20 protein-coding genes are annotated in these 24,688 nt (G+C 47.7%); all 20 read right to left on the minus strand.

Features of this window, described 5'->3' with window-relative positions:
* Nucleotides 1–88: 88 nt before the first annotated feature.
* The 20 genes from Selli1_RS05855 to Selli1_RS05950 all read right to left on the minus strand — a co-directional run bounded on the left by Selli1_RS05855 (nt 89) and on the right by Selli1_RS05950 (nt 24,651).
* Nucleotides 89–3,331, minus strand: coding sequence for a UvrD-helicase domain-containing protein (locus Selli1_RS05855; RefSeq protein WP_281872480.1), 3,243 nt, complete (start codon nt 3,329–3,331; stop codon nt 89–91).
* A 153-nt stretch (nt 3,332–3,484) separates the two neighbouring features.
* Entirely contained in the window at nt 3,485–4,015 is a 531-nt protein-coding gene (locus Selli1_RS05860) for a hypothetical protein (RefSeq protein WP_087168989.1), read from the minus strand.
* Entirely contained in the window at nt 4,006–4,650 is a 645-nt protein-coding gene (locus Selli1_RS05865; RefSeq protein WP_087168988.1) for a DnaJ domain-containing protein, read from the minus strand. The genes Selli1_RS05860 and Selli1_RS05865 overlap by 10 nt, the downstream gene beginning before the upstream one ends.
* On the minus strand, nt 4,631–5,488 hold the full coding sequence (locus tag Selli1_RS05870; protein ID WP_281872481.1) for a DUF5685 family protein: 858 nt from the start codon (nt 5,486–5,488) through the stop codon (nt 4,631–4,633). Before Selli1_RS05870 ends, Selli1_RS05865 begins: the two co-directional genes overlap by 20 nt.
* Before the next feature lie 4 nt (nt 5,489–5,492).
* Complete coding sequence (locus tag Selli1_RS05875) at nt 5,493–6,878, minus strand: diguanylate cyclase domain-containing protein (RefSeq protein ID WP_281872482.1); 1,386 nt, start codon at nt 6,876–6,878, stop codon at nt 5,493–5,495.
* Nucleotides 6,875–9,154, minus strand: coding sequence for a bifunctional diguanylate cyclase/phosphodiesterase (locus Selli1_RS05880; RefSeq protein WP_281872483.1), 2,280 nt, complete (start codon nt 9,152–9,154; stop codon nt 6,875–6,877). The genes Selli1_RS05875 and Selli1_RS05880 overlap by 4 nt, the downstream gene beginning before the upstream one ends.
* Before the next feature lie 132 nt (nt 9,155–9,286).
* Complete coding sequence (locus Selli1_RS05885) at nt 9,287–9,643, minus strand: molecular chaperone Hsp90 (RefSeq protein ID WP_281872484.1); 357 nt, start codon at nt 9,641–9,643, stop codon at nt 9,287–9,289.
* 80 nt (nt 9,644–9,723) lie between these two features.
* Nucleotides 9,724–11,736 (minus strand): beta-galactosidase, encoded by a 2,013-nt coding sequence (locus tag Selli1_RS05890; RefSeq protein WP_281872485.1) that lies wholly within the window; start codon nt 11,734–11,736, stop codon nt 9,724–9,726.
* Nucleotides 11,737–11,751: 15 nt separating this feature from the next.
* Complete coding sequence (lacZ, locus tag Selli1_RS05895) at nt 11,752–14,796, minus strand: beta-galactosidase, LacZ type (protein WP_281872486.1); 3,045 nt, start codon at nt 14,794–14,796, stop codon at nt 11,752–11,754.
* 93 nt (nt 14,797–14,889) lie between these two features.
* On the minus strand, nt 14,890–15,696 hold the full coding sequence (locus Selli1_RS05900; protein ID WP_118636643.1) for a carbohydrate ABC transporter permease: 807 nt from the start codon (nt 15,694–15,696) through the stop codon (nt 14,890–14,892).
* A 16-nt stretch (nt 15,697–15,712) separates the two neighbouring features.
* Complete coding sequence (locus tag Selli1_RS05905; protein WP_087169015.1) at nt 15,713–16,594, minus strand: carbohydrate ABC transporter permease; 882 nt, start codon at nt 16,592–16,594, stop codon at nt 15,713–15,715.
* A gap of 106 nt (nt 16,595–16,700) precedes the next feature.
* Nucleotides 16,701–18,014 carry an ABC transporter substrate-binding protein gene (locus Selli1_RS05910; protein WP_118636644.1) on the minus strand — a complete coding sequence of 438 codons (1,314 nt, stop codon included), beginning with the start codon at nt 18,012–18,014 and terminating at the stop codon, nt 16,701–16,703.
* A gap of 301 nt (nt 18,015–18,315) precedes the next feature.
* Complete coding sequence (locus tag Selli1_RS05915) at nt 18,316–18,828, minus strand: DUF6106 family protein (RefSeq protein ID WP_191437290.1); 513 nt, start codon at nt 18,826–18,828, stop codon at nt 18,316–18,318.
* Nucleotides 18,829–18,830: 2 nt separating this feature from the next.
* Nucleotides 18,831–19,775 carry an AraC family transcriptional regulator gene (locus Selli1_RS05920; protein ID WP_281872487.1) on the minus strand — a complete coding sequence of 315 codons (945 nt, stop codon included), beginning with the start codon at nt 19,773–19,775 and terminating at the stop codon, nt 18,831–18,833.
* Nucleotides 19,776–19,914: 139 nt separating this feature from the next.
* Nucleotides 19,915–20,214: an NUDIX domain-containing protein gene (locus Selli1_RS05925; RefSeq protein WP_330677513.1), complete on the minus strand. Its 300-nt coding sequence runs from the start codon at nt 20,212–20,214 to the stop codon at nt 19,915–19,917.
* Between the two features lie 48 nt (nt 20,215–20,262).
* Nucleotides 20,263–20,766: a Type 1 glutamine amidotransferase-like domain-containing protein gene (locus Selli1_RS05930; RefSeq protein ID WP_281872489.1), complete on the minus strand. Its 504-nt coding sequence runs from the start codon at nt 20,764–20,766 to the stop codon at nt 20,263–20,265.
* Between the two features lie 78 nt (nt 20,767–20,844).
* Nucleotides 20,845–21,957, minus strand: coding sequence for an alkaline phosphatase family protein (locus Selli1_RS05935; protein ID WP_281872490.1), 1,113 nt, complete (start codon nt 21,955–21,957; stop codon nt 20,845–20,847).
* Nucleotides 21,958–21,978: 21 nt separating this feature from the next.
* On the minus strand, nt 21,979–22,770 hold the full coding sequence (locus Selli1_RS05940; RefSeq protein WP_087168972.1) for a tyrosine-protein phosphatase: 792 nt from the start codon (nt 22,768–22,770) through the stop codon (nt 21,979–21,981).
* A gap of 36 nt (nt 22,771–22,806) precedes the next feature.
* Nucleotides 22,807–23,592: an APH(3') family aminoglycoside O-phosphotransferase gene (locus Selli1_RS05945; protein ID WP_281872491.1), complete on the minus strand. Its 786-nt coding sequence runs from the start codon at nt 23,590–23,592 to the stop codon at nt 22,807–22,809.
* Nucleotides 23,593–23,667: 75 nt separating this feature from the next.
* Nucleotides 23,668–24,651: a J domain-containing protein gene (locus tag Selli1_RS05950; RefSeq protein ID WP_281872492.1), complete on the minus strand. Its 984-nt coding sequence runs from the start codon at nt 24,649–24,651 to the stop codon at nt 23,668–23,670.
* Between the last annotated feature and the right edge of the window lie 37 nt (nt 24,652–24,688).

The raw sequence follows: 24,688 nt of genomic DNA on the forward strand, positions 1-24,688 counted from the left end.
ACCCGCATAAAATAAGGGAAAACTCAAATTGTCAGATTTTTTCATCGGGGACAGGTTCCGAAACGCCGGAACACGTCCCCAATGAATATCATTCGAACAGGCTCATCTGGTGCCAGAGTTCTTGTTGTTTTTTCCTGTCGGCTGTTTCTCGTTGGAGCAGGTCACCGGAGAGTGATTTCAGAAACGGGCTTTCTTCGCCTGCGGATGTGAGGATCAGTTCTTCTTTGGCTCTTGTCATTCCGACATAAAGGAGCCGTCGTTCTTCTTCGAAATCCGTCTCGTAATATTCGTTTTCCAGAGGAATTTTTCCCTGTTCTGCTCCATATAGAATCACTGCCGGAAATTCCAGGCCTTTGGAGCCGTGGAGGGTCATCAGTGTCACTGCTTCTGCGGTATACTGTTTCTCCCCGCAGCGTTTCAGATCGCTTTCCACTCCAAGTTCCAGCATTGTCAGAAGTTCTTCTATCGTTTCATAGCATACTGCCATCCGGGATAGTTTTTCCATGGCTTTGTTCGTCTCCATTCCCATCTCCTGGATCCATTCTTTCAGAAGTTCTGCCGGGCTCTGTTCCTGGATTTTCTTTTTCCAGACTTGTGCCGTCTCTTCAAACAGCAGACTGCCAAGGGGATTTCCTTCTCCGTCTGCAAACAGAAGGCTTCCTTCTTCTTTTGCCGCCGTCTGTTCCGGATCCAGAAGGTACCGGAAGAAGGCTGTGCTCCGGCGAACAGTCTCGTCTTTTAAAAAGGATTCTCTTCCGGATACCACGTACGGAATTCCTTCTTTTCTCAGACAGGTTTCCAGAAGTTCTCCCTGCCGGTGTGTCCGGTACAGTACTGCGATTTCGTGGAAACTTCGGATTTTCCGTTCTTTCTCTTCGGACGTTCGCTGGGCCTCCAGCATTCCGATCCCGCCTGCCATGCGTCCAATCTCTTTTGCCACCGCGATGGCCTCAGCCATTTCTCCGCCGGTCTTTAACATCCGGACCGGCCCGACGTCTTTCTGGTTTGGATGAAGAATCCGCTCTTCCCCCGGATTTTCGGAAATCACAGCAAGGGAGCTGTTTAAAATCTGCGGCGTACTCCGGTAATTTTCCTCCAGCCGGACCATGCTAAGATCCGGAAATTCCCGATGCAGTCTTTCAAAACAGCGGGCATCCGACCCGCGGAATCCGTAAATCGCCTGATCCGGGTCTCCGATCACAAACAGGCTTTCTCCGCCCCGGTTCCACTCTTTCATCAGTTCATACTGCACCGGGCTGATATCCTGAAATTCATCGATCAGCAGATGTCCGAACGGCTTTCGCCATCCTTTCTCTTCCGGATACTCCTTTAATAGCCGGACCGTCTCCAGGAGCAGATCTTCAAAGCTAAAGAGTCCCCGGCCTTCCATTTCTTCCCCATAGGCCTCATAGGCTGCTGTCCTGCCCGATTCCTTTTGTCCCTTCTCTCCAGTCTCTTCCGGATGCATGATCTGCATTTCCTTCCATTTGGCCGCCTGTTCCAGAAACTCCTTCGGCTCTTCGTCGATTCCAAATCGTGCCAGAATCTCTTCTGCCAGACGGATGCACCGGGTTTCATCCGCCAGAAGAACCCGGACTCCACGCTCCTTCAGGAAACGCAGACAGATGGCGTGGAATGTTCCCGTCTGAAGTCCGGCAAAACTGCTACCCTGCTCTCCAGCCTGCTGCAGCCGGTCCCGGATTTCTCCCGCTGCCTGGTTCGTAAAGGTCACTGCCGTAATCCGATCCGGGTTTATCTTCTGGTCATTTACCAGATACAGAAGTCTCGCAATCAATGTCTTCGTCTTTCCGGTTCCCGGCCCTGCAATGACAGCCGTCCTTCTGTCCGGCGAATGTACCGCCTTCCGCTGCTTCTCATTAAGTCCATCCGGATTCTTTCCGGCAGCTTCTGCCTTCCGTTTTTCCGCTACTTCTCTATCTTCTGTCTGCTTTTTGTCCGCCTCTTTTCGCTCCGTCGTCACGGCCTCCGAAGCCTTCACTTTTTTCTCCTGCGCCTTCCCGGATTTTACCTGCTTTCCTACTTCTTCTTTCATTCCCAGCATACTGAAAAAATCCATCTGTCCGTCTGTCTCATTTCGCTCTTCCTCATCGAAAATCCGGACCTTTCCGTATTCTCCATCAAATCCCGGGCTCCATGTTACCTTCCCGGCCCGGAGCCGTTCAATTCCTTCTGCGATCAGTCTGCCGGACACATGCCGGATCTCTTCCACAGGAATATTCCGCAGAATCTCAAACTCGGCCCCGAGTCTTGCCGTCAGCTTCTGGTACTCCCTCTGCACGCCCTTGCTTGCGGAACTGTGTCCCAGAGCCGCCCCGATGATTTCCGGAAGGGGAATCAGGCTTTCAAACCGCTTTGCTCCCGGTCTTTGATACTGTTCCGGCCGGTCCGCCATCTGCTCAATCCGGTGGGACACTCCGATCGTGATCTTGCGCCCGCACACCGGGCAGATTCCGCCATACTTTTCGGTCTCTTTCGGGCTCAGGCAAAGCCCACACTTGCGGTGCCCGTCCATATGATATTTTCCTTCCTCCGGGAAGAATTCGATAGTTCCCAGAAGTCCCGCTCCTGTCTCCACTGCGGTTTTCAGTCCCTGATAGGAAAGCTCTGTATCCAGGAGATTCGCCTCCCGCCCGAGTTTTGCAGGAGAATGGGCATCCGAATTGGAGATCAGCTGGAACCGGTCCAGAGCCGACACTCTCCAGTTCATCGGCGGGTCAGAGGAAAGCCCGGTTTCCACCGCATGCACGTAGCCGGAGAGGTCTCCAAAACATTCTTCCACGGAATCAAACCCTGAGAACGCACCGAACATGGAAAAATGCGGCGTCCAGATATGAGCCGGCACATAGACGGCCTCCGGGCACAATTCCAGAATGATTTCCAGCAGATCATGGCAGCTGATGCCGAGGATCGGTCTTCCGTCCGAATGAATGTTTCCGATTTCTTCCAGCTTTCTGGATATGATCTCTGCCTTCTGAAGATCCGGAAGCAGAATCAGACTGTGTACTTTCCTCACCTTTCCGCCCTGCTTGTAAATCGAACTGATCTCCCCGGTAATCACAAAGCGCGGAATCATATGATCAGGTGCCGAGTCCTCATGGATCCGGTATTCCTCTTTCAGGACATAGAGACCGTTTTCATCCTGCCGAAGTTTCTCCTTTAACTCTTCCCGCCATGCCGGATGGGTAAAATCCCCGCTTCCGACAAGGTGGATTCCCTTTCTTCTTGCCCACAGGTCCAGATGTTCCGGCGTGCAGTCCTTGCTGGTGGCTCTGGAATATCTGGAGTGGATATGTAAATCCGCAATGTACATCGCACAAAACTCCTCATTTGTAAAAATAGAACTACCGAAATTGTAACGCGGTCTGAAGATCCGGTCAAGCCGGACACGGGAAAACAAACTCCCGGGCATTATAAAAAGGCCCCGGTACACTACTGTATACCGAGACCTAAAAATAGCATCCCTCTAAAACATTCTTCCTCTGATTTTCGTCCAGACATGGGCCTGTACATACTCATATGCGCGGTCATAGATAAACAGTGCAATCTGGCCTGCAATCCAGATTCCGGCCGTCATAATCGGGGAAAGTTTCTGCCCGCCCAGAATCAGTTCTTCAAAAAATATCAGCATCGGAATATACATGACATTGAACGCCATATATTTGACTGCCCAGAAAATAGTCTGCCGCTGTGTCCGGCTGGAACGTCCCAGAAATCTCCATGCCGCTTCGATGATCACGATATAAAGCCCCATCGCCGCAAAGGAGAAAACATAAAACTTGTTCGGTGCAATCAGAAGACCGAGCAGAACATCAGCCACATAAAAGGCCCCTCCTGTCCTCATTCCGAACTCCCTGATTACAATACCTACAAAAAATGAAGCAGCTGCAAGCAGGAAGAGCGTATTCGTCTCAATCACGCTTCCGAGAGACATACAAACGACCGACAGTGCAATGAACAGACCGCAGAACGCCATCATTTTCCCTTTTACATGCATGAACAAAGATCTCCTCCCATACATTCACACAGCGTATCCGCCAGCCACAAATCACAGCACATATTTCCCGTACCGCAGGATGAGTTTCCACCGTATCCGCCTCCGTACGGATTATTCTGATATCTTCTGCTGTTCCAGTCAATCTGATTTAGCAGCTGACGGTACTGCACATTATTCGGCTCCATATTCACTGCCTGTGCGGCATGTTCTCTTGCTACAACCAGATTTCCGATCCCCGCATTTGCCGCACCGCTTGCGTAATACCACATCGCGGTCCGGTTCGGCATCCTGTCCAGAAGATTGAGCGCCTCACGGTAGCGTCTGTTGTTAATATAGTTAAAGACTGCCTGCATCTCAACGTCGTTGCTGTTTCCGCCGTAGGAAGAACCTCCGCCATAGGATGAACCGCCCCCGTAGGAGTAACCGCCGGAGCTTCCGCCCGATGCACGCTCTTTCATAATCTCATCATATGCTTCCTGTACTTCCTTAAACTTCTCCTCTGCAAGATCTGCCAGCGGATTGTTTACATTCGCGTCAGGATGATATTTTCTTGTTAACTCTCTATATGCTTTTTTTACTTCTTCGTCAGATGCGTTTGGGGATACACCCAATACATCATACGGATTCTTTGACATGATCCTGTTCCTTTCCTTCCTGCTTTTTCATCTGAATTAATCTATAACGATTCCACACTCCATCATACAGGATATTTCTCAAAATGTCTACATCCAAAAGGCACGGAAGCTTTTCAAATTCTGCGCTGCACTCCGCGATCATCATGCAGAGAATCCCCCGGATCCGCTCTTCAAAATCCTCTTCTTCACAAATTCTGATGAACGGATTGTAGCAGTGTTTTTTCCTGTCTTCCTCCAGATCATCGTACGCGTCCATCAGATAGATGAACTTTCCGAGAAAAAATCCGATTCTTCGAAGCGTTTTTTCCCATACATCCTTTTTATAAACAAAAAGCTCTGCCATCATCCGCCCGAAGTACCCGGAGACCCGGTCCAGATCCATACAGTTTTCTTTTTCACACTTTCGGATACCCCGCAGCGCCTTTTTGATCACCCGGCTCTGGCGTGGATATTTTCGAATGATCCTGTCTGCCTTTTTCCGGAGTACTCCCTTTCCGGCGAGGGCCGCCGGTTTCTTCTCGTCCGCCCAGTCATCCTCCAGATGATAATAGGCGAGCAGCAGGTTCATATCCGCCGTATATTCTGTAATTTCATTTCTTCTCATCGTCTGCTTTTTCACCGGATGCACCTTACAGCGCCTCTGTTCTGTCTTTGTCTCAGTCTCATACAGCGAAGTCAGAAGAATAATCGCAAACGTCATATCATAGGTCAATGTCATCTGCCCCGAAAATCCATATTTTTCCTTCAACTCCTGACACAGCCCGCAGTAATACGACCTGTACTTTCGAAAATCTTTCATTTTCAGTTCCGGTTCACAGACTGTCACATATCCAAACATCAAACTACTCCTGTTCTGCTGTTTTTTCTTCCTCTGCATTTACGATGCGAAAGGTTCCTTTACACTGCTGTTTTACCCCGTATAAAATCTGATCCGCTTTTTTGTATAATTCCACGAACGGAATTCCATGATCTGCATAAATCCCTCCAAAAGATAAAGAGGATTTGCTTTTCGGGTACTCCTGATCAATTTTTTCCTGATATACCGTGCTGATTCCTGCCAGTTTATTTTCGATTGCCGGAATACTGGTACATGGATGCACAAAAATCACAAACTCATCGCCTCCAAGCCGGATGATCACATCATCCCGCCGGAAGCAGTGCTTCAGTTCCTCCGCAACATACTTCAAGACATTGTCTCCTTCGTGATGGCCGTAGAAGTCATTGACTTCCTTGAATCTGTCGATATCCAGCATCAGAAAAATATAAGGCTTGCCGCTTCCAAGTTTCTGTGTCACCATCACTTCACCGCCTCTGCGGTTGTAAAGTCCGGTCAGCGGATCTGTCACGGATTCTACAAACAGATTGTTTTTTATACGCACATTTTCAGAAATATCGACGATCAGGCTGATTACCGCCCTTCGACCATCCTGTGTGGTGATCACTCTTCCCCGGTCATAAACCCACACAAAATTCCCGTCTTTTTTCATCATTCGATATTCAATCTCGTATTCCCCATGTTCCTGACATTCTTTTTCTGCTGCGGCAATTGCTTCTTCCTGATCTTTTTTCCAGATCCGGTTCAGCACATTTCCCCCCGTGACCTGCATGAATTCCTCATATGTATATCCAAGCAGGTCCAGAAGCTTATCATTCACCATATAAATCGGAAAGCCATCCTCCATGTACCCTCCTATTACACCACTTGGCATTGTCTCGCAGATGATGTCAAGAAGTTCCCGCCTGGAAATCTGATCCGGTTTTCCAAGGCGGTTTGACAGAATACGGAACGGGAATCTCTCCTCCTTTTGGATATATCCTTCCAACAGTGTCCTGTGAAGAACTGCAATCTTGTATTCCCCGTTTTGCTCCACGACGGAAGCAGTTACTCTGGCAATACTTTCATGTTCATGCTGTTCTTTCCCCTGCATGGCAATCTCAATCTGGCAGTAGCAGTCCCAGGAATGGCTCCCCCTCTCCTTTTCCCTGTAGTCCGTAATCTGATAAAGAATCGGCATTTTGACGCTGTTCAGTTCCCCTTCCAGAAACTGACGGAATACCTCCCGCCCGAACACCACCTCGGAGGCACCGAGGAAATAGACATCTTCTGTCACCAGTGCCGCCGCCTTTTGTGCGTCACGCCTGGTCAATGCATTGTTATAAAACTGATTTAAAGTCTGAAAGACCGGATTGTATTCCCACGTCTTTCCTCCTTTTTCCTTACACTTCATGATTTCCGTTCCCCCTTTTCCATATACTTCCTGTCGAATTCATCCTCATCAATCGGCCTGCTGTAGTAATATCCCTGACCGTAGCCGCATCCCAGTGTCCGGATCAATGTTTCATTTTCTTTTGTTTCCACACCTTCCGCTACAGTAGAAATCCGAAGCTTCTTTGCCAGATCCACTACCTGTGCCATAATAATCTTCTGCCGTTCATCTTCTTTCCCCGTAATCGCTGACAGGAATACCCGGTCCATCTTCAACTCATCGATATGGAGTTTTCCAAGTATATTAAAAGAAGAATATCCGCTTCCGAAATCATCCATGGAAATGCGGAAGCCTTTCTCCTTTAACTGATCGATCTTCTCATTGAGTTCATCAATATTTCCTGCGGCAAGTCCCTCCAGAATCTCAAGCGTAATCAGATCGCCCGGAATCCGGTACCGTTCCAGAACAGCACATAGATTCTCCACATAGTCTTCCTCGTAAAAGAGGATCTTTGACTGATTCACGGAAATCGGAACCGGTGTAATCCCGGCATCGATCCACTCCCGGATTTTCCTGCAGACATTTTCCACCATATACATATCCAGACTGGAACAGAACCCATTGCTTTCAAACAGCGGAATAAACTGGTTCGGATAGATGATTGTCCCGTCTTTTGGAATCCATCTGACAAGCGCTTCTGCGCCTCCAAGCTTTCCCGTCCTCATATCCATCTTCGGCTGTAAAAACATCCGGAACTCTTTGTCCTTCAGCGCCTGATGCATATGACTTTCGATGTAGTTCTGCAGTGTTTCCTGCTTATGAAGCTCCACGTCATAAAACCAGACATTATTCCTGTCTGTTCCCTTTGCCGTCTGAAGTGCAAACATTGCATGTGTCATCATCATCTCGGCTGAACTATCATCTCTTCGTACTGCTACTCCACAATAGAGCATAATTTGATAATTATGATGCTGGCTCAATGAAAAACGGCTGATTTTTTCCATAATTGCATAGAGACGTCTGCCGATCATTTCTTCATCCTGTCCCTTTAGAATCATCCAGAAAAAATCACCGGTATCCCTGCAGAAATATTCCCCCGGATTTACACTTTCCTTCAGCACCCGGCTGACATGGCAGAGGAGTTTATCTCCCTGTACCCGTCCGAAAATTTCGTTGATAAATTTGAACTGGTGAATATTCATCACACAGACACTGTACTGCTCCGTTCCCGAAAGAACATCTCTCATCTCCTGCATAAACCGGACTGTATTATATGCTCCTGTCAAAGAGTCATAGTAAGCAAGCTCAATCAGCTGTTTATGATTCTTTCTCAGCATCTGGTACCCATAAATCAGCAGAAATACGCTCAGACAAAGGACTCCGATAAAAATTGCCCTTGTAACATTGATCATCTGATAAATGGGCGCATTCACCCCCTGCATTGTATCAACACAGAAAAGGTACCAGCCATTCAGGCCGATCGGATTCAGATAAATCTGATACGCCGTTCCCTGATACCGGAATTTACTGAACACGCTCTCATCATTATCGATCGCTTCCCGGATTTTCTCCTTTTCTGCCTCTGTGATATAGTTCCCGTCAAAAATACTCTCCACTCTTCTATTGACGACTTTATTTTTAGAACGAATCAGAAACTTCCCTTCCTTTCCGATCATATGGACATAACCATAACCGTTCATAGCCGTCTTATCATCCAGAATATCTTCAAATGCTTCAATGCTGTCTTTCGCAGTCAGCACACCTGTGATCTCGTCTCCCTGATAGACAGGAACAGCATAGGAAAAAACCTTTTCCCCGGTCCGGGCATCCTCATAGACTCTGGACACCGCGCTCTCCCCCTGCCACGCCTCTCCGATACTCGCCTGCAGTTCCTCTTCCAGATCTTCCATACGGACATTTTTCTTAATCTCTCTATCAACTGTCACCCGGATTCCATCGCCGTCTTCCGTAAAATAACCCATCTGGATAAAACTGTTATGCCGGTTCGATTCATAAAGACCGTTCGCGAAGGCATCCGTATCAATCATGCTGATCGTATTGCTGAACCGGAAGAAACTCGCCAGCGTCTGGAGTGTCTGTTGATCCATCTTGATTTTACGCAGTACATTTGCCTTGTATTCTTCCGCCTCTGAAATCATCTGCGTTGTCATGGTATCTTTCTGCACCCGGCCAAGCGAGGATGTAATAAAGCCTCCCCCGAGGAACAATAGAATGCTGATCACCACAACTACCGCTGTGATTTTCCTCAGCCTTCTCATCAACTGTTTTTCGCTCATATTTCCACATCCTTTAACATGCTTTTATCATAAAATAGAGAAGTATGAGGTGTCAAGGAGTGCAAAAAAATATCTCCAACCATCTTATAATGGCTGAAGATATTTTTCTACGCTCTCCGTTGCACTATAAAATTATAAAAGCTCGTCCTTCTTCACAAGGATTGCTTCTACAGCTGCGCATGCAGGGCAGTCACAGTACTGTTTGCCTGCAGCTTTTAATTCTTTTCCATGAGCAGCGACTTCTTTTGTCTTTTCTGCTCCGAATACCTGAGCACCCATTTCGGACTCTGCAAATGCGATCAGTCCGTCCAGCGTCATGATATCTTCTTCGAGTTCGGCAATATATTTTTTCGTCTCTTCTGCCTCGTTCTCGGTTCCTACAGCGTCAAGCCATGCCTGCGCGGCATCTTTTGCCTCCTGACTGCATGACGGAGCTGCCATCAGCTCTTTTGTCTTCTCTACTACATAATTTAATGTTTCCTGAGTCATACTGTACACACCCTTTCTGAAAATTTTCTCTCCTACTATTGTAGCACAATCCGGTCCGGATCGGACCATCTATTTTCTAATTAAATCAGAATCATACACTGAAACGGTTTCATTTCCAGTGTGCCTTCGTACACTTCCTTTGTTTCCGCATCGGTCCATTTTCCGATTCCTTCTACGCAGACCGGCTCATTTTTGAAGTTCATAACAAACACAACCCGTTTTCCATTGTCACCGACACGTTCTGTCACGGTCACACCGTACGGCAGCTTTGTCTGAAGCGCGTTTTCCAGAGCGGCTTTCCGGAAGAGATCCTGATAAAACGCCCGCAGGAAATCGAGGCTGGATTCTGCCGCCAGATAGTATGCCTCTCCTTTGCCGAAGCTGTTGCGTGTCACAACCGGAGAGCCGGCGTAGAAATCTTTTTCGTAAACTGCAAGCACTTCTGTGTTTTCTTTCGCATGTACGATCTCGCAAAGGTACTGTGCCGGATAAACAGATCCGCCATAGGTAAACTGATTCTCAAATTCCTCAGACGGCGCGTCAATCTCTTCCTGAATGATTCCCAGCACATCTTCCAGCGGGGACTGTCCGGTAAAGCAAAGATCTGTGTCATCCACCATACCGCTGAAGCAGGTGTTAACGAAAATACCTCCGTTCTCCACGAACTTTCTTACGTGCTCCGGATATCCTTCCTTGTACATATAGTTCAACGGCGCCGCCACAAGGCTGTATCCTTCCAGAGAATCGTTCATATCCACCAGATCGGCCTCAATGCCGTTTTCCCAGAACACACGGTAGTGTTTGAGGATCGTTTTCACATAATTAAAGTCAAGACGCGGTCCCTGCGTATCTTCCACTGCCCACCAGTTGTCCCAGTCAAAAATGATGGCGGCTTTCGGCCTGTTTACTGTATGATCAATGAGCTCGCCAAGACCTGATAGTCTCTCGCCCAGTTCGGTCACCTCCCGGAATACCCGGGTATCCGATCCGTTTCTGTGATCCAGCACGGCGCCGTGGAACTTTTCAAAGCCTCCCCGTCCTTTCCGCCACTGGAAATACAGTACAGAATCCGATCCGTGTGCCACTGCCTGCATGCTGGAAAGCATGTGCATACCAGGACGCTTCAGCGGATTCGCCTCGCGCCAGCTGATCGAAGACGGAGAGCTTTCCATCAGAAGGAACGGCGCTTTCAGGAGGGAGCGCATCAGACTGTGATTTACTGCTGCCTTCACCGCCATCGGAACCTCATCTTTCTGTTTGTGCCAGTACGGATAGTTGTCCCATGAAATAATATCCACGCCTTCTTTCAATCGGTTGTAGTCCATCCCTTTGAAAAAGTACATAAAGTTCGCTGTAGCCGGAAGATCCGAATATTCTTTTACCGTCCGTGCTTCCAGCTGGTAAAAGTCATTCATCTGCTCCGTGGCAAACCTTCTCCAGTCCAGCACAAGAGCCGTGCTCGTCGTCTCGCCGTTTGGAACCGGACTGTGAATCTGCTCCCAGTCCGTATAGGTGTGGCTCCAGAAGTAATTCCACCACGCCCGGTTCAGATTCTCAAGTGTACCGTATTTTTTCTTCAGCCAGATACGGAATGCCGCCTGGCAGTGTTCACAATGACAAACGGAATCCGCGAAGTTTCCTCCAAGCTCATTGGAAATATGCCAGAGAATCACATTGCTTCTTTTTCCGAACCGCTTTGCCAGTTCCCGGTCAATTGCCGTGATTTTCTCACGCATCACCGGTGAGGTATAGCAGAAATTGTGGCGCTTTCCAGGCAGATTTCTTCTGCCGTCCGCCTGCACCTGCATCACTTCCGGATATTTCTGAGTGAGCCAGTGCGGCATTGCCCCGGAAGGGGTTGCCAGGATAACCTGAATTCCTTCCGTTTCAAGTCTTGTGATGATCCGGTCCATCCAGTCAAACTGATAGACGCCCTCTTCCGGTTCCAGCGAAGCCCATGCAAAAATGCCAAGGCTTACGCAGTTTACGTTCGCTTTTTTCATCAGCGCTACATCTTCTTCAAAAATCTCCGGGTGGTCCAGCCACTGATCCGGATTGTAATCTCCACCGTGGAGAATCCTTCCTCCTAACATTGTTATCCCTCCTGTTTAGATTCCGCGGAAACGGAATGTAAACTCCATCTTTTCGTCCGCGTTCAACAGATATTCCGGATGCGTAACAGACAGCCAGCTGTCGTCTCCCGCAATTCCCATCTGTCCGAGCGCCGCGCGTATTACTGTATAATGAACCTGCGGAAGTTCATACGGATGTTTCGCGTTTTCCAGCTCATGTGGTGTATAAGGAAGTGCGGAGAACATCATCGGGCCACTCTTTTCATCCATTTCAAACATCATACCTCTTCCGCTTCTGTCGGTCACTTTTGCGTAGCGTACTTCTTCTTTTGCTCCGCATTCCTGCGGCACAATGTATCTTGCCATGTTGTCTTTGACGAGGTTCCGGTAGATTCCAAGCTTCGCGCCTTTTTTACGGTCCGCATAGGTCTCAGCCGGTCCGAGTCCGTACCATGTCACATGATCGTAGTCCGCATCCAGCTTGAGCATCACGCCAAACTCCGGCATATCGCCCAGTTCTTTGACCGGATCATAGGAAAGCGTTACCTGTACCGTGCCGTCGCCGGTTACCACATACGTCATCGTACACTCGCCGGCCGGAGTCGTCGGCAGAAGGTAGGTAAATGTCACTTTGACAGAATCTTCCGCCGCCTCTACTTCCGGCAGAAGAACTTTGCAAAGGTCGTCCCCCCGGTAATCCTTGTGTGACGCGTACATGCTGGCGATCTTCCACTGTGCGTACCGTTTCGGCATCTGGTTGCCCTGGTCGTTGTCCACCGGAGCTCTCCAGAAATTCGGCTTTGGAATTTCCTTGATCATTTCCTTTCCTGCATAACGGTAGGAAACAAGTCCACCTTCCGGACCGGAGAAGATTGCTTCAAAAGATTCTCCTCTGACACCGATGTTATGTTTGCTGCGGATCACCTTCACCGGACGACTGCATACTTTCTTTTCTTCCCTGATCGCATAGACATGCTGTCCGAATGCCACTTCATGTCCTGCTTTCGCCCAGATCGTGTTCGTTTTCAGCTGGAAGGAAACCGTGATCGTATATTCTCCCGGAATGGTCTCCTCCGGAAGCGGCAGATCGTATACCTTCTCGGAGAGCGGTTCCACATCCGTTGCCATAGCAGATTCTCTGACGATCTTTCCGTTCCGGGCCGCTGTTACAACACAGTCATAAACACTGGTGTTAAGGAAGAGGTTCTTATTGATGACTTTCACCTGATCCTTTGTCACTTCCGCAGTAATATTCTGATAGTTGAATTTGACTTCCTGCATCTTTGGGGACGGCTCTCTGTCACCGCCGTATACAATCCCGTTGGCACTGAAATTGTAGTCGGTCGGTCTTTCATTAAAATCGCCGCCGTATGCCTGGAATTCATTTCCATAACGGTCTTTCTTATAAATCGTCTGGTCAATGTAATCCCAGATAAATCCTCCCTGATAGAGCGGTTCTGTATCTGTCAGATCGGTATACTTGTGCATTGCCCCGCAGGAATTTCCCATGGCGTGGGTATACTCACAGCAGATAAATGGTTTGCTTCTGTCTTTTGCAAGGAATTCCTTGATCTTTTCCACCGGTGTGTACATCTGGCTCTCCATATCGCTGGTATCATTGTAGCGGCGATCCTGGAAGACGCCTTCGTAATGTACCAGTCTCGTCGGATCTTCCTTGCGGAAAAACTGAGACATTTCATAAATATCTTTTCCTCCGAAAGACTCATTTCCGCAGGACCAGATCAGGATGGACGGATGATTTTTGTCCCTCTGGTACATGGAATTCACACGGTCCAGCATCATCGCAAGCCATTCCGGTTTGTCATTTGGCACAATGAAATCTTCATCCCCGTCCATAGGATAGGTATCCCAGCTTCCGTGGCTCTCCAGGTTCGCCTCATCAATCAGATACAGACCGTATTCATCACAGAGTCTGTAGATCAAAGAGGAGTTCGGATAATGGCATGTCCGCACTGCATTGATGTTGTTCTGCTTCATGATGGTCAGGTCTTTTCGAAGCTCCTCTTCCGATACATGTCTTCCGCTCACAGAGCTGAATTCATGCCGGTTAACCCCTTTGAAGACAATTCTCTTACCGTTCAGTGTCATGATGCGGTCTTTCATCTCAAATCTGCGGAATCCCACTTTCTCCGGAATGATTTCCATCAAAGTGCCGGAGGCGTCTGTCACGGTAATCGACAGGTCATAAAGATTCGGCTCTTCCGCACTCCAGAGCGCCGGATGATCGATCTCCCAGGTAAAGACATTCTCTCCATTCAGTTCCTTCTCTTCCTCGAAGCAAACTTCTCCGTGGTAAGAAAGCACGAACTTTGCTTTTCCGCTTCCCCATGTCCGGGTGCAGATTTCCAGCTCCGCCTTTTCCATCGTCTCATCCGGAACTTCGCGGATTCTGAGATCACGGATATGAACTTCCGGCACCGTGTACAGGTAGACATCCCGGTAAAGCCCGGAGAAGCGGTAGAAGTCCTGATCCTCACACCAGCTTCCGGACGTCCATTTGAATACCTGCACAGCCAGCTTGTTTTCGCCTTCTCTTACATAGTCAGTAAGTTCAAAGTCGGACGGTGTAAAGGTATCCTCGCTGTATCCCACAAAGGTACCGTTTACCCAGACAGCCATGCCGCTTTCTGCCCCCTGGAAGGAGATAAAAAGACGTTTGCCTTTCATTCTCTCCGGCACGCGGAAATATTTCACATAGCTTGCGACCGGATTGAAGTGCTCCGGAATCTCTCCCGGACGGATGTCCTCACGTCCTTCCCACGGATACTGTGTATTCGCGTACTGCGGCGCATCATAGCCCTCCATCTGGATATGGGCCGGCACCCGGATATCATCCCAGGAAGCACAGCAGTATTCATCTTTCTCAAATCCTGGCACAACTGCGTCATAATTTTTCGCATAATGGAATTTCCAGATTCCATTCAGGCTCTCCTGAAACAGACTGCATCCTGTTTCTCTGTCCGCTTCGGACGCATAGTACGCATGATCGGAGTGAGCCTCTGCTCTTCCATCACAGAAATACTCCGGATTCTTTACGTTTTCATAATTAAATGTTCTCATAGTTTCCTCCTCTTTTTCCCTGAATCTTTGTATGAAAAAAGGAGTCCGCCGCATTTGCGGCAGACTCCTGCTCTTATGCGGGCTCTCTGTCTATTATTTTACGGCTCCTGTAATACCTTCTGCAAACTGTTTCTGAAGTACGAAGAAGACGATCATAGTAGGAATGGAACAGAAGAGAACTCCCACCATTAATACACCATAGTCTGTTGTATATCCACCTGAAAGGTTGGCAATCAACATCGGCATTGTCTGTGACTCCGGAAGGGTCATAATTACCTTCGGCCACAGGTATGAATTCCATGCATTCATAAATGTGATAACCGCTGCTGCTGCATAGGTTGCTTTCATCATCGGCATGTACATTCTTACGAAGATTCCGATTTCGCTCAGTCCGTCGATACGCGCTGCTTCCATAACGTCAACCGGGAAGTTACGTGAATTCTGACGGAACATCATAATCAGGAACGGCGTCGAAAGAGACGGGAGGATAAAACCTAACGCCGAGTTCAAAAGCTTTGCTGATGAAAGCAGTCTGAACAGAGGAATCATCGTCGCTACCTGAGGAATCATCATGGCAAGAAGAATAATGGAAAACAGAACATCCTTTTTCTTGTCATGATACAGCTCAAATCCAAATCCTGCAAGAGAACAGATCAAAATCGCAAGAACTGTCTGCAAAATAGAATACAGGAAAGAATTGCCCATTGCTCTCCACAGCTCATTGCCGTTTACAAGATTCTGGAAGTTTTCGATAAAATGTCCGCCGAGCGTCAGCTTTCCGTTTGCCACCTCGAAGGAAGTGTTTGTTGCTGCTGAAATCATCCAGTAGAACGGGAATACGGAAAGGAACGCTACGATAATCAAAAATATGTATGTAGGAATCAACCGGCGCTGAATCATACTTCTATTTCTTTTCTTAGTCACGCGTATCACCTACTTTCATATTGATAAATGCCAGGATCGCAACAATAATAAATACGAAGAATGACATTGCCGTCGCGTATCCGAAGTTTGCAACCCCCTGTCCAAGTGAGTTGTTGTAAATATAATGTGACATGGTGATCGTCGCATTTGCCGGTCCGCCGTTTGTCAGGTTGACAGACTCATCGAACAACTGAAGCGTTCCGTTGATGGACATGATAAATGTCATGATAATCGTTGGTTTCAAAAGCGGAACCGTAATACCCCAGAATGTCTTCCATCCGTTTGCACCGTCAATCTTGGCCGCCTCGTAAACGGAATATTCAATATTCTGCAATCCTGCAAGATAGAATACCATGTTGTATCCTGTCCATCTCCAGATCAGGGCGATGATAATAACCGCCTTTGCGCTGGCTGCATTTCCAAGGAAATTGTAATTGGACTCCAGAATACCAAGATGAACAAGAACGGAGTTGATCAGTCCGTCTGTTGCAAACAAGGATTTAAAAATCAAAGAGTAGGATACAAGGGATGTCGCACAAGGAAGAAAGATACATGTACGGAAAAATCCCTTTAATCTCAGATGCTTGTTATTCAGAAGCTGCGCCAGCAAGATTGCAAGAATCAGCATGATCGGCACCTGAATAATCAGGTACAAAAATGTATTTCCGACTGATCTCAGGAACAGCTTATCCTGAAACATTCTGGTGTAGTTGTTAAAGATCGGTTCGGACCACTGCATGTTTGCACTGGAACCGGTCTGCAGTGACATAATAAAAGCCTGAATCATCGGCCAGAATGCCATGACCGCAATCAACAAAGCCGCCGGAGTTAAAAATATCCAGCCGGCCGCTGACTGCTTGGCAAGTAAGCTCATCCTTTTTTTCTGTTTCACTTGAGCCCCTCCCTTACACTAATTTCGAATAACGAGGAACGAAAACTCGTTCCCCGTTACCGTTCATTCTCTCTTTCTATTAAGAAGATTAGTTGCCCATCTCGAAGTTCAGCTGATCTTCTGCTTCCTGCAGAGCATCCATTGTGTCTGCACCGTTGATGATATTTACGATTGCGGATCCAACGTAGTTACGTGCGGAATAGTGATAATCGCTCTGTTCAACAGTCTGTACGTGAGTTCCCATTTCAACGATGTCAGCGTAAATCGGCTGGTTGTTGAAGTATTCTACACCTTCATTGTAAACTTCTGTCTCGCCTGCCGGTGCGTATGTAGAAATCACACCGCCATCTTTCAGTGCGTTGTCATATGTTGTTGTGCTTCCGCCAAATGTGTAAGCAAGGAAGTCTTTTGCAAGGTCAACATTCTGGCAGTTGGATGTGATGTACAGAGAAGATCCTCCGTTACTTGCATATCCCTCGCCGCCTTCCAGTGTCGGCATGCTTGTGATTGCCCATTTACCGCTGTTTGCTTCTACTTTTTCGATTGTAGGAATGATCCAGTTACCATTCATGACACCTGCAACCTGATCGCCCTGGATTGCTTTGTCTGTATAGTCAGACCAGCTGTTTGGCATAAGAAGCACGTTTTCTTTTGCCATCTCAACAAGTTTTTCAACAATTGTTACAAGTGTTTCATTTTCTGTGATGTACGGTTTTCCGTCTTTAAACTGGGAAACACCTTCAGCCTGCATCATGATGTATGGAAGGTCGTTTCCATCGCTGTTCATGCAAAGAAGGGCTTTTCCTGTTTTTTCGTATACGGCTTTACCGATTTCGATAAATTTGTCCCATGTGCATCCTGTCAGGTCATCGATTGTGTATCCTGCCTGCTCCAGAAGGTCTGTACGGTATGCAGCAACAACGGTACCGTTGTCTACAGGTACTCCGTAGTGCTCTCCGTCGATTGTGGAGTAGTCAAGTTTCTCAGCTGCGAAATCATCCCAGTTGATATCAACATCTCCGAGCGGTGTCCATGCATCCGGATAATCCGCTACATATCTCTGAATGTAGTGATCCTGGAAAAGCACGATATCCGGAAGGTTGGAATAGTCTCCTGAAGATCCTGCTGTTGTGATAGCTGTCTCTACGTCTTCAGAAGCTGCCTGCTCCAGAATCTCAAGTTCAAATTCGGAATCTACATTTTCCTTATAGTCAGCTGCTGCTGCCTCGATCGCCGGAATATTAAATGCCGGGTCCCATGCGTATACTGTCAGTTTATGACCGCCTTCGGAAGAACCGGATCCTCCTTCGCCTCCCTCTGAAGATCCTCCGCCTGTTCCGCAGGCTGCAAGAGAAATTGTCATGACACTAACCAGTAATGCTGAAATCAATTTTCTTTTCATAATAGATACATCCTCCTTTTTCATGTTCGTCCAGTCTTTCGAACATCTTCTGAAAGTATTATATCAAGACATCCCTGTGAAATGTTTGCAGATTCGTATATAAATTATGCATTTTCGACCATTTTTGTGCCGTTCGCCCTGTTTTTGTTGCTTTTTCGTTACTTTTTTGTCCAATCGGTACACCCGCTTCTCCGTTTTTTACAGCATCAGCTTCATTTTATTTATCCATTCTGCCAAAATCGCGATTTTTTTTGTATATTTACCTCTGTTTTTTGTCTCATCTATCCTGCCAAACCCATGTTTATGCAAAAAAGACCTTGTCAGGGAGCATATTTTTCATCGCGCGGAGCATTTCCTCATCCAAATCGAGAAGAATCTTGATCTTCTCTCTTCCTTCACCGATAATCATCGTATAGTACGGGATTTCATCATCATACGAAGTATAGTCATACTTCGTCAGACGTTGTGTTCCTCCCTTAATGCGGTATTTCGCCACCTTTTCATGCCAGTTCGGCGCTACCACTTCCAGCTGATTCAAATCCAGCTCATGGGCATTTCTCCGGTGCTTTTTCCCGATAATCACATCAATCGTAAACTGATTTCCTTCCATAGTATATTCATATTCCTTCTGGCTGAACATATCAAAGGCAAAGTAAAGACAAATCAGCAGGAAGCCCGGGAGCATAAATCCCCTTGAAAACACGATGCCCATCAGAACAAACAGAACTCCAAACAAGATCATCAATATTTTCAGTACTCCCGTGCCCGGTTTTTTCTTCCTTTTCACCTGTTTTATGATCTTTGTACTGTACATTTTTACCACCCTTCCTCTGACCGCACATTAAACTGCAGGATCTGCTGTTCATAATTTTCCGGTCTCTTTTTCCACTCCTCCGGCGCCATCCCCATAATCTTCTGAAAGTTCCGGTTAAAGGTCGAACTTGTGAAATATCCGCATTTTCCCGCAATCGTCGCAATCGGTTCATCCGTCTTTCTCAGGTACTCGCATGCCGACTGGATTCTGACCAGATTGATATATTCCAGAGGACTCATCCCCATACACTGGGAAAACACACGGCGGAAATGTGTTTCGCTGATATGAATCTGCGCTGCAATATCACTGACTTTCATCCGCTCATGGTAGTGATCGCTGATATAATCCAAAGACCGGTAAATGAGATTGTTCATCCTTGCTTCCTCACGGACTCCTCCGCCCGGCTGATCAAAAAAGGCGATATTTTTTCTGGCAATCTCCGATAGAAATGCCAGCATCATCCCTTCCGCCTCCTCGAGATAGAACATCTTCCCTTCCCGCATCGTATCCAGAATACGCTTCAAGAGCTCCACAAGATAAGGCATTTCGTTTCCCTTTGCAAAAACTGCTTTCTGATTAATCGCCTGAATCATCTGGTCTACATATCCCGGCGCTCCCGAAACCAGCTTTCTCAACAATTGTTCCACATCGACAAACAGATATTCCCACGTACTGATATTTCCCGGCTCGCTGTTCGTTGTATGCAGATAATTTTTCGGGATCACAGTAAATTCTCCTCCTCTGAAAAGATATTCTTCTGTCCCCAGTATCATCGATCCTCTGCCTTCGTAACAGTAACCTATCTCCAGGAAATTATGAAAATGCAGATAATCAATATTCCTTCCGTAATTCTGCTGCCATTTTTCCCCTAGAAGCGCTATAATTGTCCTCTTTTCCGGCATCCGGTAGTATCTGAATTCGGCTGTCTTTTTTCTCTTCCTACTCATCGTGATACCCTCCCCGCCGTATTTTTGCTTCTCTCATCAAAACCGGCTGAATTTCCGGATAGGTCCATTTTTCCGGCAGATCCTTTGTAATCAGGATCTTTTCAATCTCGCTGTGAAGCTCCTTCTCAAGCTTCCTGATTTATGCCGTGTAGAGCATCCCGTATGTTTCTTCCCCTTCTTTTTCCTCCTCGTCCACTGAGGTTACCGAATACACACAGACCCGGTCAAGATCGAAATCCAACGCTCCGGTCTCCTCATAAAGCTCTCTTCCTGCCGTTTCGTCTATCTTCTCTCCGGGCTCCCGGTGTCCTCCCGGCACCTCGTATGTTTCCCGTTTCCGGTGTTTGCAAAACACCCATTTTCCATCATGCCGCGCAATCATCACAGCAAATTTTAAAAGGGAATCTTCCACTTCATCATAAAAACGAACTTTTACCATGGCTGTTACCTCCTGCTGTTATATTTCTTGTCTGGTCTCGCATCCTGTCTACGGAATCATTTCCCTTCTTTTTCCCCCTTCAAAACAATAATACGGCCTGCTTCCGATCATTTCAAAATGATCTCCATTCAGAAACAGGGTATCTTCTTCCAGCATGGCAATGACCGGACCACGTTCCTGCGAATACCGGAGCAGTTTTTCTGTATATCTTTCTGTCCGCTCCCGGTTCTCCTGCTCTGTCAGTCTTGAACTTCCATTCGTATAATGCGCAAACACCGAATATCCGCTCAGGGCATCAAATCCTTTCGTATCTTTCAGCCCCACTTTATTCTGGTCCATAGCCGCACAGCTTTCGATATCATATCCAAAGATAATCGCGCCTGCACTTCCACCGAAAACAATGCCGTCCTGTTCGATATATGCTTTTATTTTCTCAAAACTTCCGCTTGCTTTCAAATCGTTCAATAATTTATATGTGTTTCCACCGCCAATAAAAATCGCGCTGTAGTTTTCCACATTTGTCCCGTCCAGTTCCTCCGCGCTTTTAACCATCTCCGCCACCGCATAGAAATATTCTCATCGCCTGCTCCTCCTTACTAGTTTTCTGCTTTTTCTATCTATCTGTAAACTTTACTCCTTTTCCACCACAATCAGCGGAATCATCATCTCTTCTTCCCGCAGTCCTGCATGAACTCCGACGAAAAATTCCGACTCTTCCCGTGAGGAAAAGATCGTCAGATCCCCGGTTCCGACCGCCAGATAGTCTCCCAGCATTTCCCGGAAATCCGGATGTTCGGCTTCAACCCCAAAAAGTCTTTTTTCTATCACCTGTTCTTTTGTCAGCAGCAAAAAGCTCCCGTCAAAAGCTTTCCGAAATGCTTTTTCAAACTGCTCTTTTTTCTCCTTTTTTACAAACAAATTCAGTGCCCGCGGCTCGATAGAAGGCATCCGCACCAGACATTCCATGATATCCGGATAGTCGGTAATGGAAACATTTTGTGTATCCACCAGTCCATGGTCTGCCGTCACGATCAGAAGCGTTTTCTCCAGCTTATCACTTAAAGCCTGGACCTGCTGTTCCAGTTTCCGCATAATCTGTTTTGTCTGGCTACTGTAGCATCCGGTCTCATGCATGGTGCTGTCCGGTTCGTTCCAGTACGCATAAATATATTTCTTTCCAGGCTTTCTACACAGCATTTCAACCTGTCCGCAGATTTCTTCCATGGTCTTTGGAAACGGCTCTGCAAACGGCATAACTTCATAAGCCTCCCCGCCGCGGCGGTTAATTTTCTCCACGACTGTCTCGTATCCGCAATACTTCTCAGCCACATTATAATCTGCTGCCGGAATACTGGTTCCTGTCTTCATGTTGGTGAAAACCGTAACATTCTGATCAATCCGCGGATAATAACAGTCCCAGCCAAGCCATCCGTGCTCACACGGCTTCAGTCCGCTTCTGATAGATGTGGTCGCCGCCACTGTGGTCGGCGGAAATACCGAGCTGTAGGAATCTTTCAGATGGCTTCGGAAAAATCCGGTCTCCTCCAGATTGTTCTCCATGATCCTGCTTCCCATTCCATCCAGAAGAAATACGACAATATTTTCGTACTCCTTTTCCAGAAACGGATCCAGACACGCAAGTGTCTTTTGCCCTTTTTCACGGATTCCAAAATTCTTTAAGACCGACTGCGCCAGATTGGCCAGTCCGTTTTCATAATCTGGAAATTTCAATTTCTGATCCATCTTTTCCCCCTCACATATGATCTAAAGCGCACACGTTCTAACCAAATACAATTCCTTTAAGCGTTTCTGTTCTTCCTGTCCTATTCCAAGTCCGGTTTCGATGTAATTCTCAAAGGAACCATATTCCCGGTGCGCAGTTTCAAAACTTGTGCAAAGATAGTCCTGGTCCACGCTCAACGCTGTCTCCACTGCTTTAAGCATCTCTTCAGATGCACATTTTTGCCTCAGGCCGTCCAGAATCACCTGATTGGCTGCCGCCCGCATATGGTTTGTTTCCATATAATCTTCCATGATCGTATCCCGAGGCACTCCCAGAATCGTCAGAATCACTGCTGCGGAAATGCCTGTCCGGTCTTTTCCGGCAAAGCAGTGAAAGACAGTCGCTCCTTCTTCTGTCTCAAGCAGGATCTGCACAAAACTGCGGATCGCGTCTCTGGCGGTCCGGGTCGTAATAAATTCCCCATACAGCTTTTTCATATAGTCATGGAGCAGCTGTGCGTTCTGCATGTTCATCAACTGTTCCCTGCTTCCTGTCGCCTGTCCTCTTCCCATCAGCTTCTCTCCCGGGAAGAAATCAAGTACATACGCCCTGGCTCCCGGTACTTCGCAGTCCGGTGCCTTTCCCCGCTCTTCTGCTGTCCGAAGATCAACCACATTGACCACGTGATACTCTTCCTGTAAGCTACGGATCGTCTCCCCGGTCAGTTCAGACATATCTCCGCACCGCAGCAGCCGCTTTGGTGCAACTTCTCTTCCATCCTTTGTCCGGAGTCCTCCCAGATCCCGGAAATTTGCCAATTCTGCTCCAATCATATGCAGCCTCCTCCTTCGATTCCGCTTTTCTCTATACTAAAACAATTCATCCAGCAAAATATAATACCGGATCTTCTCCCAGTCCGGTGCAATTCCAAGTTCCTTGAACAACGAAAGATCGTCATAACCGGAATACGCTTTCCCGTGAAATCTTCCGCTGTAATTCTGGGAAAGGCTCCGGTAACAAAGTGCGATGTCGCACCATTTATCTGCAATCCCTGCCCGTCCAAGATCAAGATAGCCTGTCAAACGGTCTCCTTTTCCAAATACATTTGGCAGGCAGTAATCGCCGTGGGAGAGAACTGCTTCTTCCTCCGGCCGGTTTCCGAAAAGCCAGTCCAGAAGTTCTTCCGGACCGCGAAATCCCTCCGGGCCAAATGTATCCGGCTCTACATTGTCAAGATCTACCAGCCCCTGTTCCACCTGCTCTGCCGCCCGCATCAGCTTGTGATCGAGCCGGCAGTCGGCCGGGCATCCGGAAAGATCCACTGCCCACAGTCTTTTTAATCCTTCTGCCAGCACCTTTGTCTGAAGAACAGGATTTCCCATGTAAGTCTCCTCACACATCATCTCCCCTTCCAGCCTGCTCATCAGCAGAAACTGTTCCTCTCCGGCCTCTTCTTTTGCGAGAATCCCTGGAACCGGAAGTCTGTCCTGCAGCCACTCCATCATACACAGTTCCTGCTCCGTTTCCCTGCTTTTCCTTTGCACTTTCAGCACCATATCGGAAAACAGCAAAATCCGGGAGCCGGACATACCGGTTTCATCGATCTGGTACTCTTTTCCTTCTATTTGATTTCTAATACTTTGTGGTAATTCCATACTCCATTTCCTCAAACTTTTCCATTGGTTCGTACTTCTTATTTTACTCAATGGCAGGATAGAAGTCCAGTCTCTCTATCTCTGCATCAGTTTTGTTTCATAAGCCAGAAGTAACTCCCGGATCTCTTCATTCAGATCTCCAGTCCGGTCTTTTGGCGGCTCCTGTTCCAGCCGGAAATAAAAGTCCACGTCCACTTTCGCCTTGTGAGGCCAGCCTCTCCTATTCTCTTTCACATCCCGTACATGCATCCGGACCTTGGCGCATTTCTCTTTCAGAAGAGGAATCAGGCAGAAGTACAGGCAGTCCTCGTCAAAGGACAGATGCCCCAGTACCTTCCCTTCCCGGTTCTTTACGAGAATCCGGTGTCCCTGAAATGCTTTTGGATAAATGGGAGCTCCTTTTTTCAGTTCTCCCGTTGCCCGGAAAGCTTCGCCCGAGCCTTCTGCGCCGACCCACGCCCGGAACTGATAAACCGCCCTTCCCTCCGAATCGATCATCTTCGGCTTTGCCGCTTTTCTCAGCGCCGCCAACGGATCAATGAACTGCCGGGTGAGAAGATGAAAGAGCTTTGCCTGCACCTGAAAGCAATGGTCGCTTTGCAGGGTATCCTCTTCCCGGAACGTCCCCTGTCTTCTCTCCACCTGTTCCAGCAGCTCTTTCGCAGCATGACGGAGGCTTATAAGAAACAGACTGAATTCTTCTTCCTCCGGGTCCCACATATACTTCCCCCGGGCCGCCTGATAATACAAAGGCTCCCCTTCCACATCCATACTGTAATGCATGTAGACATTTCGTTCGCAGAAGGCATCCGCATTGACTGTGCCCGTCCATTCCCATTTCCGCCTTTTTCGTGCAGACCGCAGGATCGGGACTTCCTGTTTCATCAAAAGGTGATAGGCTTCATTCATCTGCTGCACCCGCCTGATCTGTTCCGGCCGGTCCGATCCCAGAGCGTCCGGATGATGCCTCCGCATCAGGCTGCGGTACTTCTTCCTGATCTTCGCTTTATCCTCGCCCTGCACCACATCCAGTATCTCCATCGCTTCTTCCAGATTCATGCCTCTTCTCACCTCATTTCCTCTGCTGCTGTTTTCC

This window comes from Sellimonas catena (assembly GCF_027924685.1).
GTDB lineage: Bacteria > Bacillota > Clostridia > Lachnospirales > Lachnospiraceae > Sellimonas > Sellimonas catena.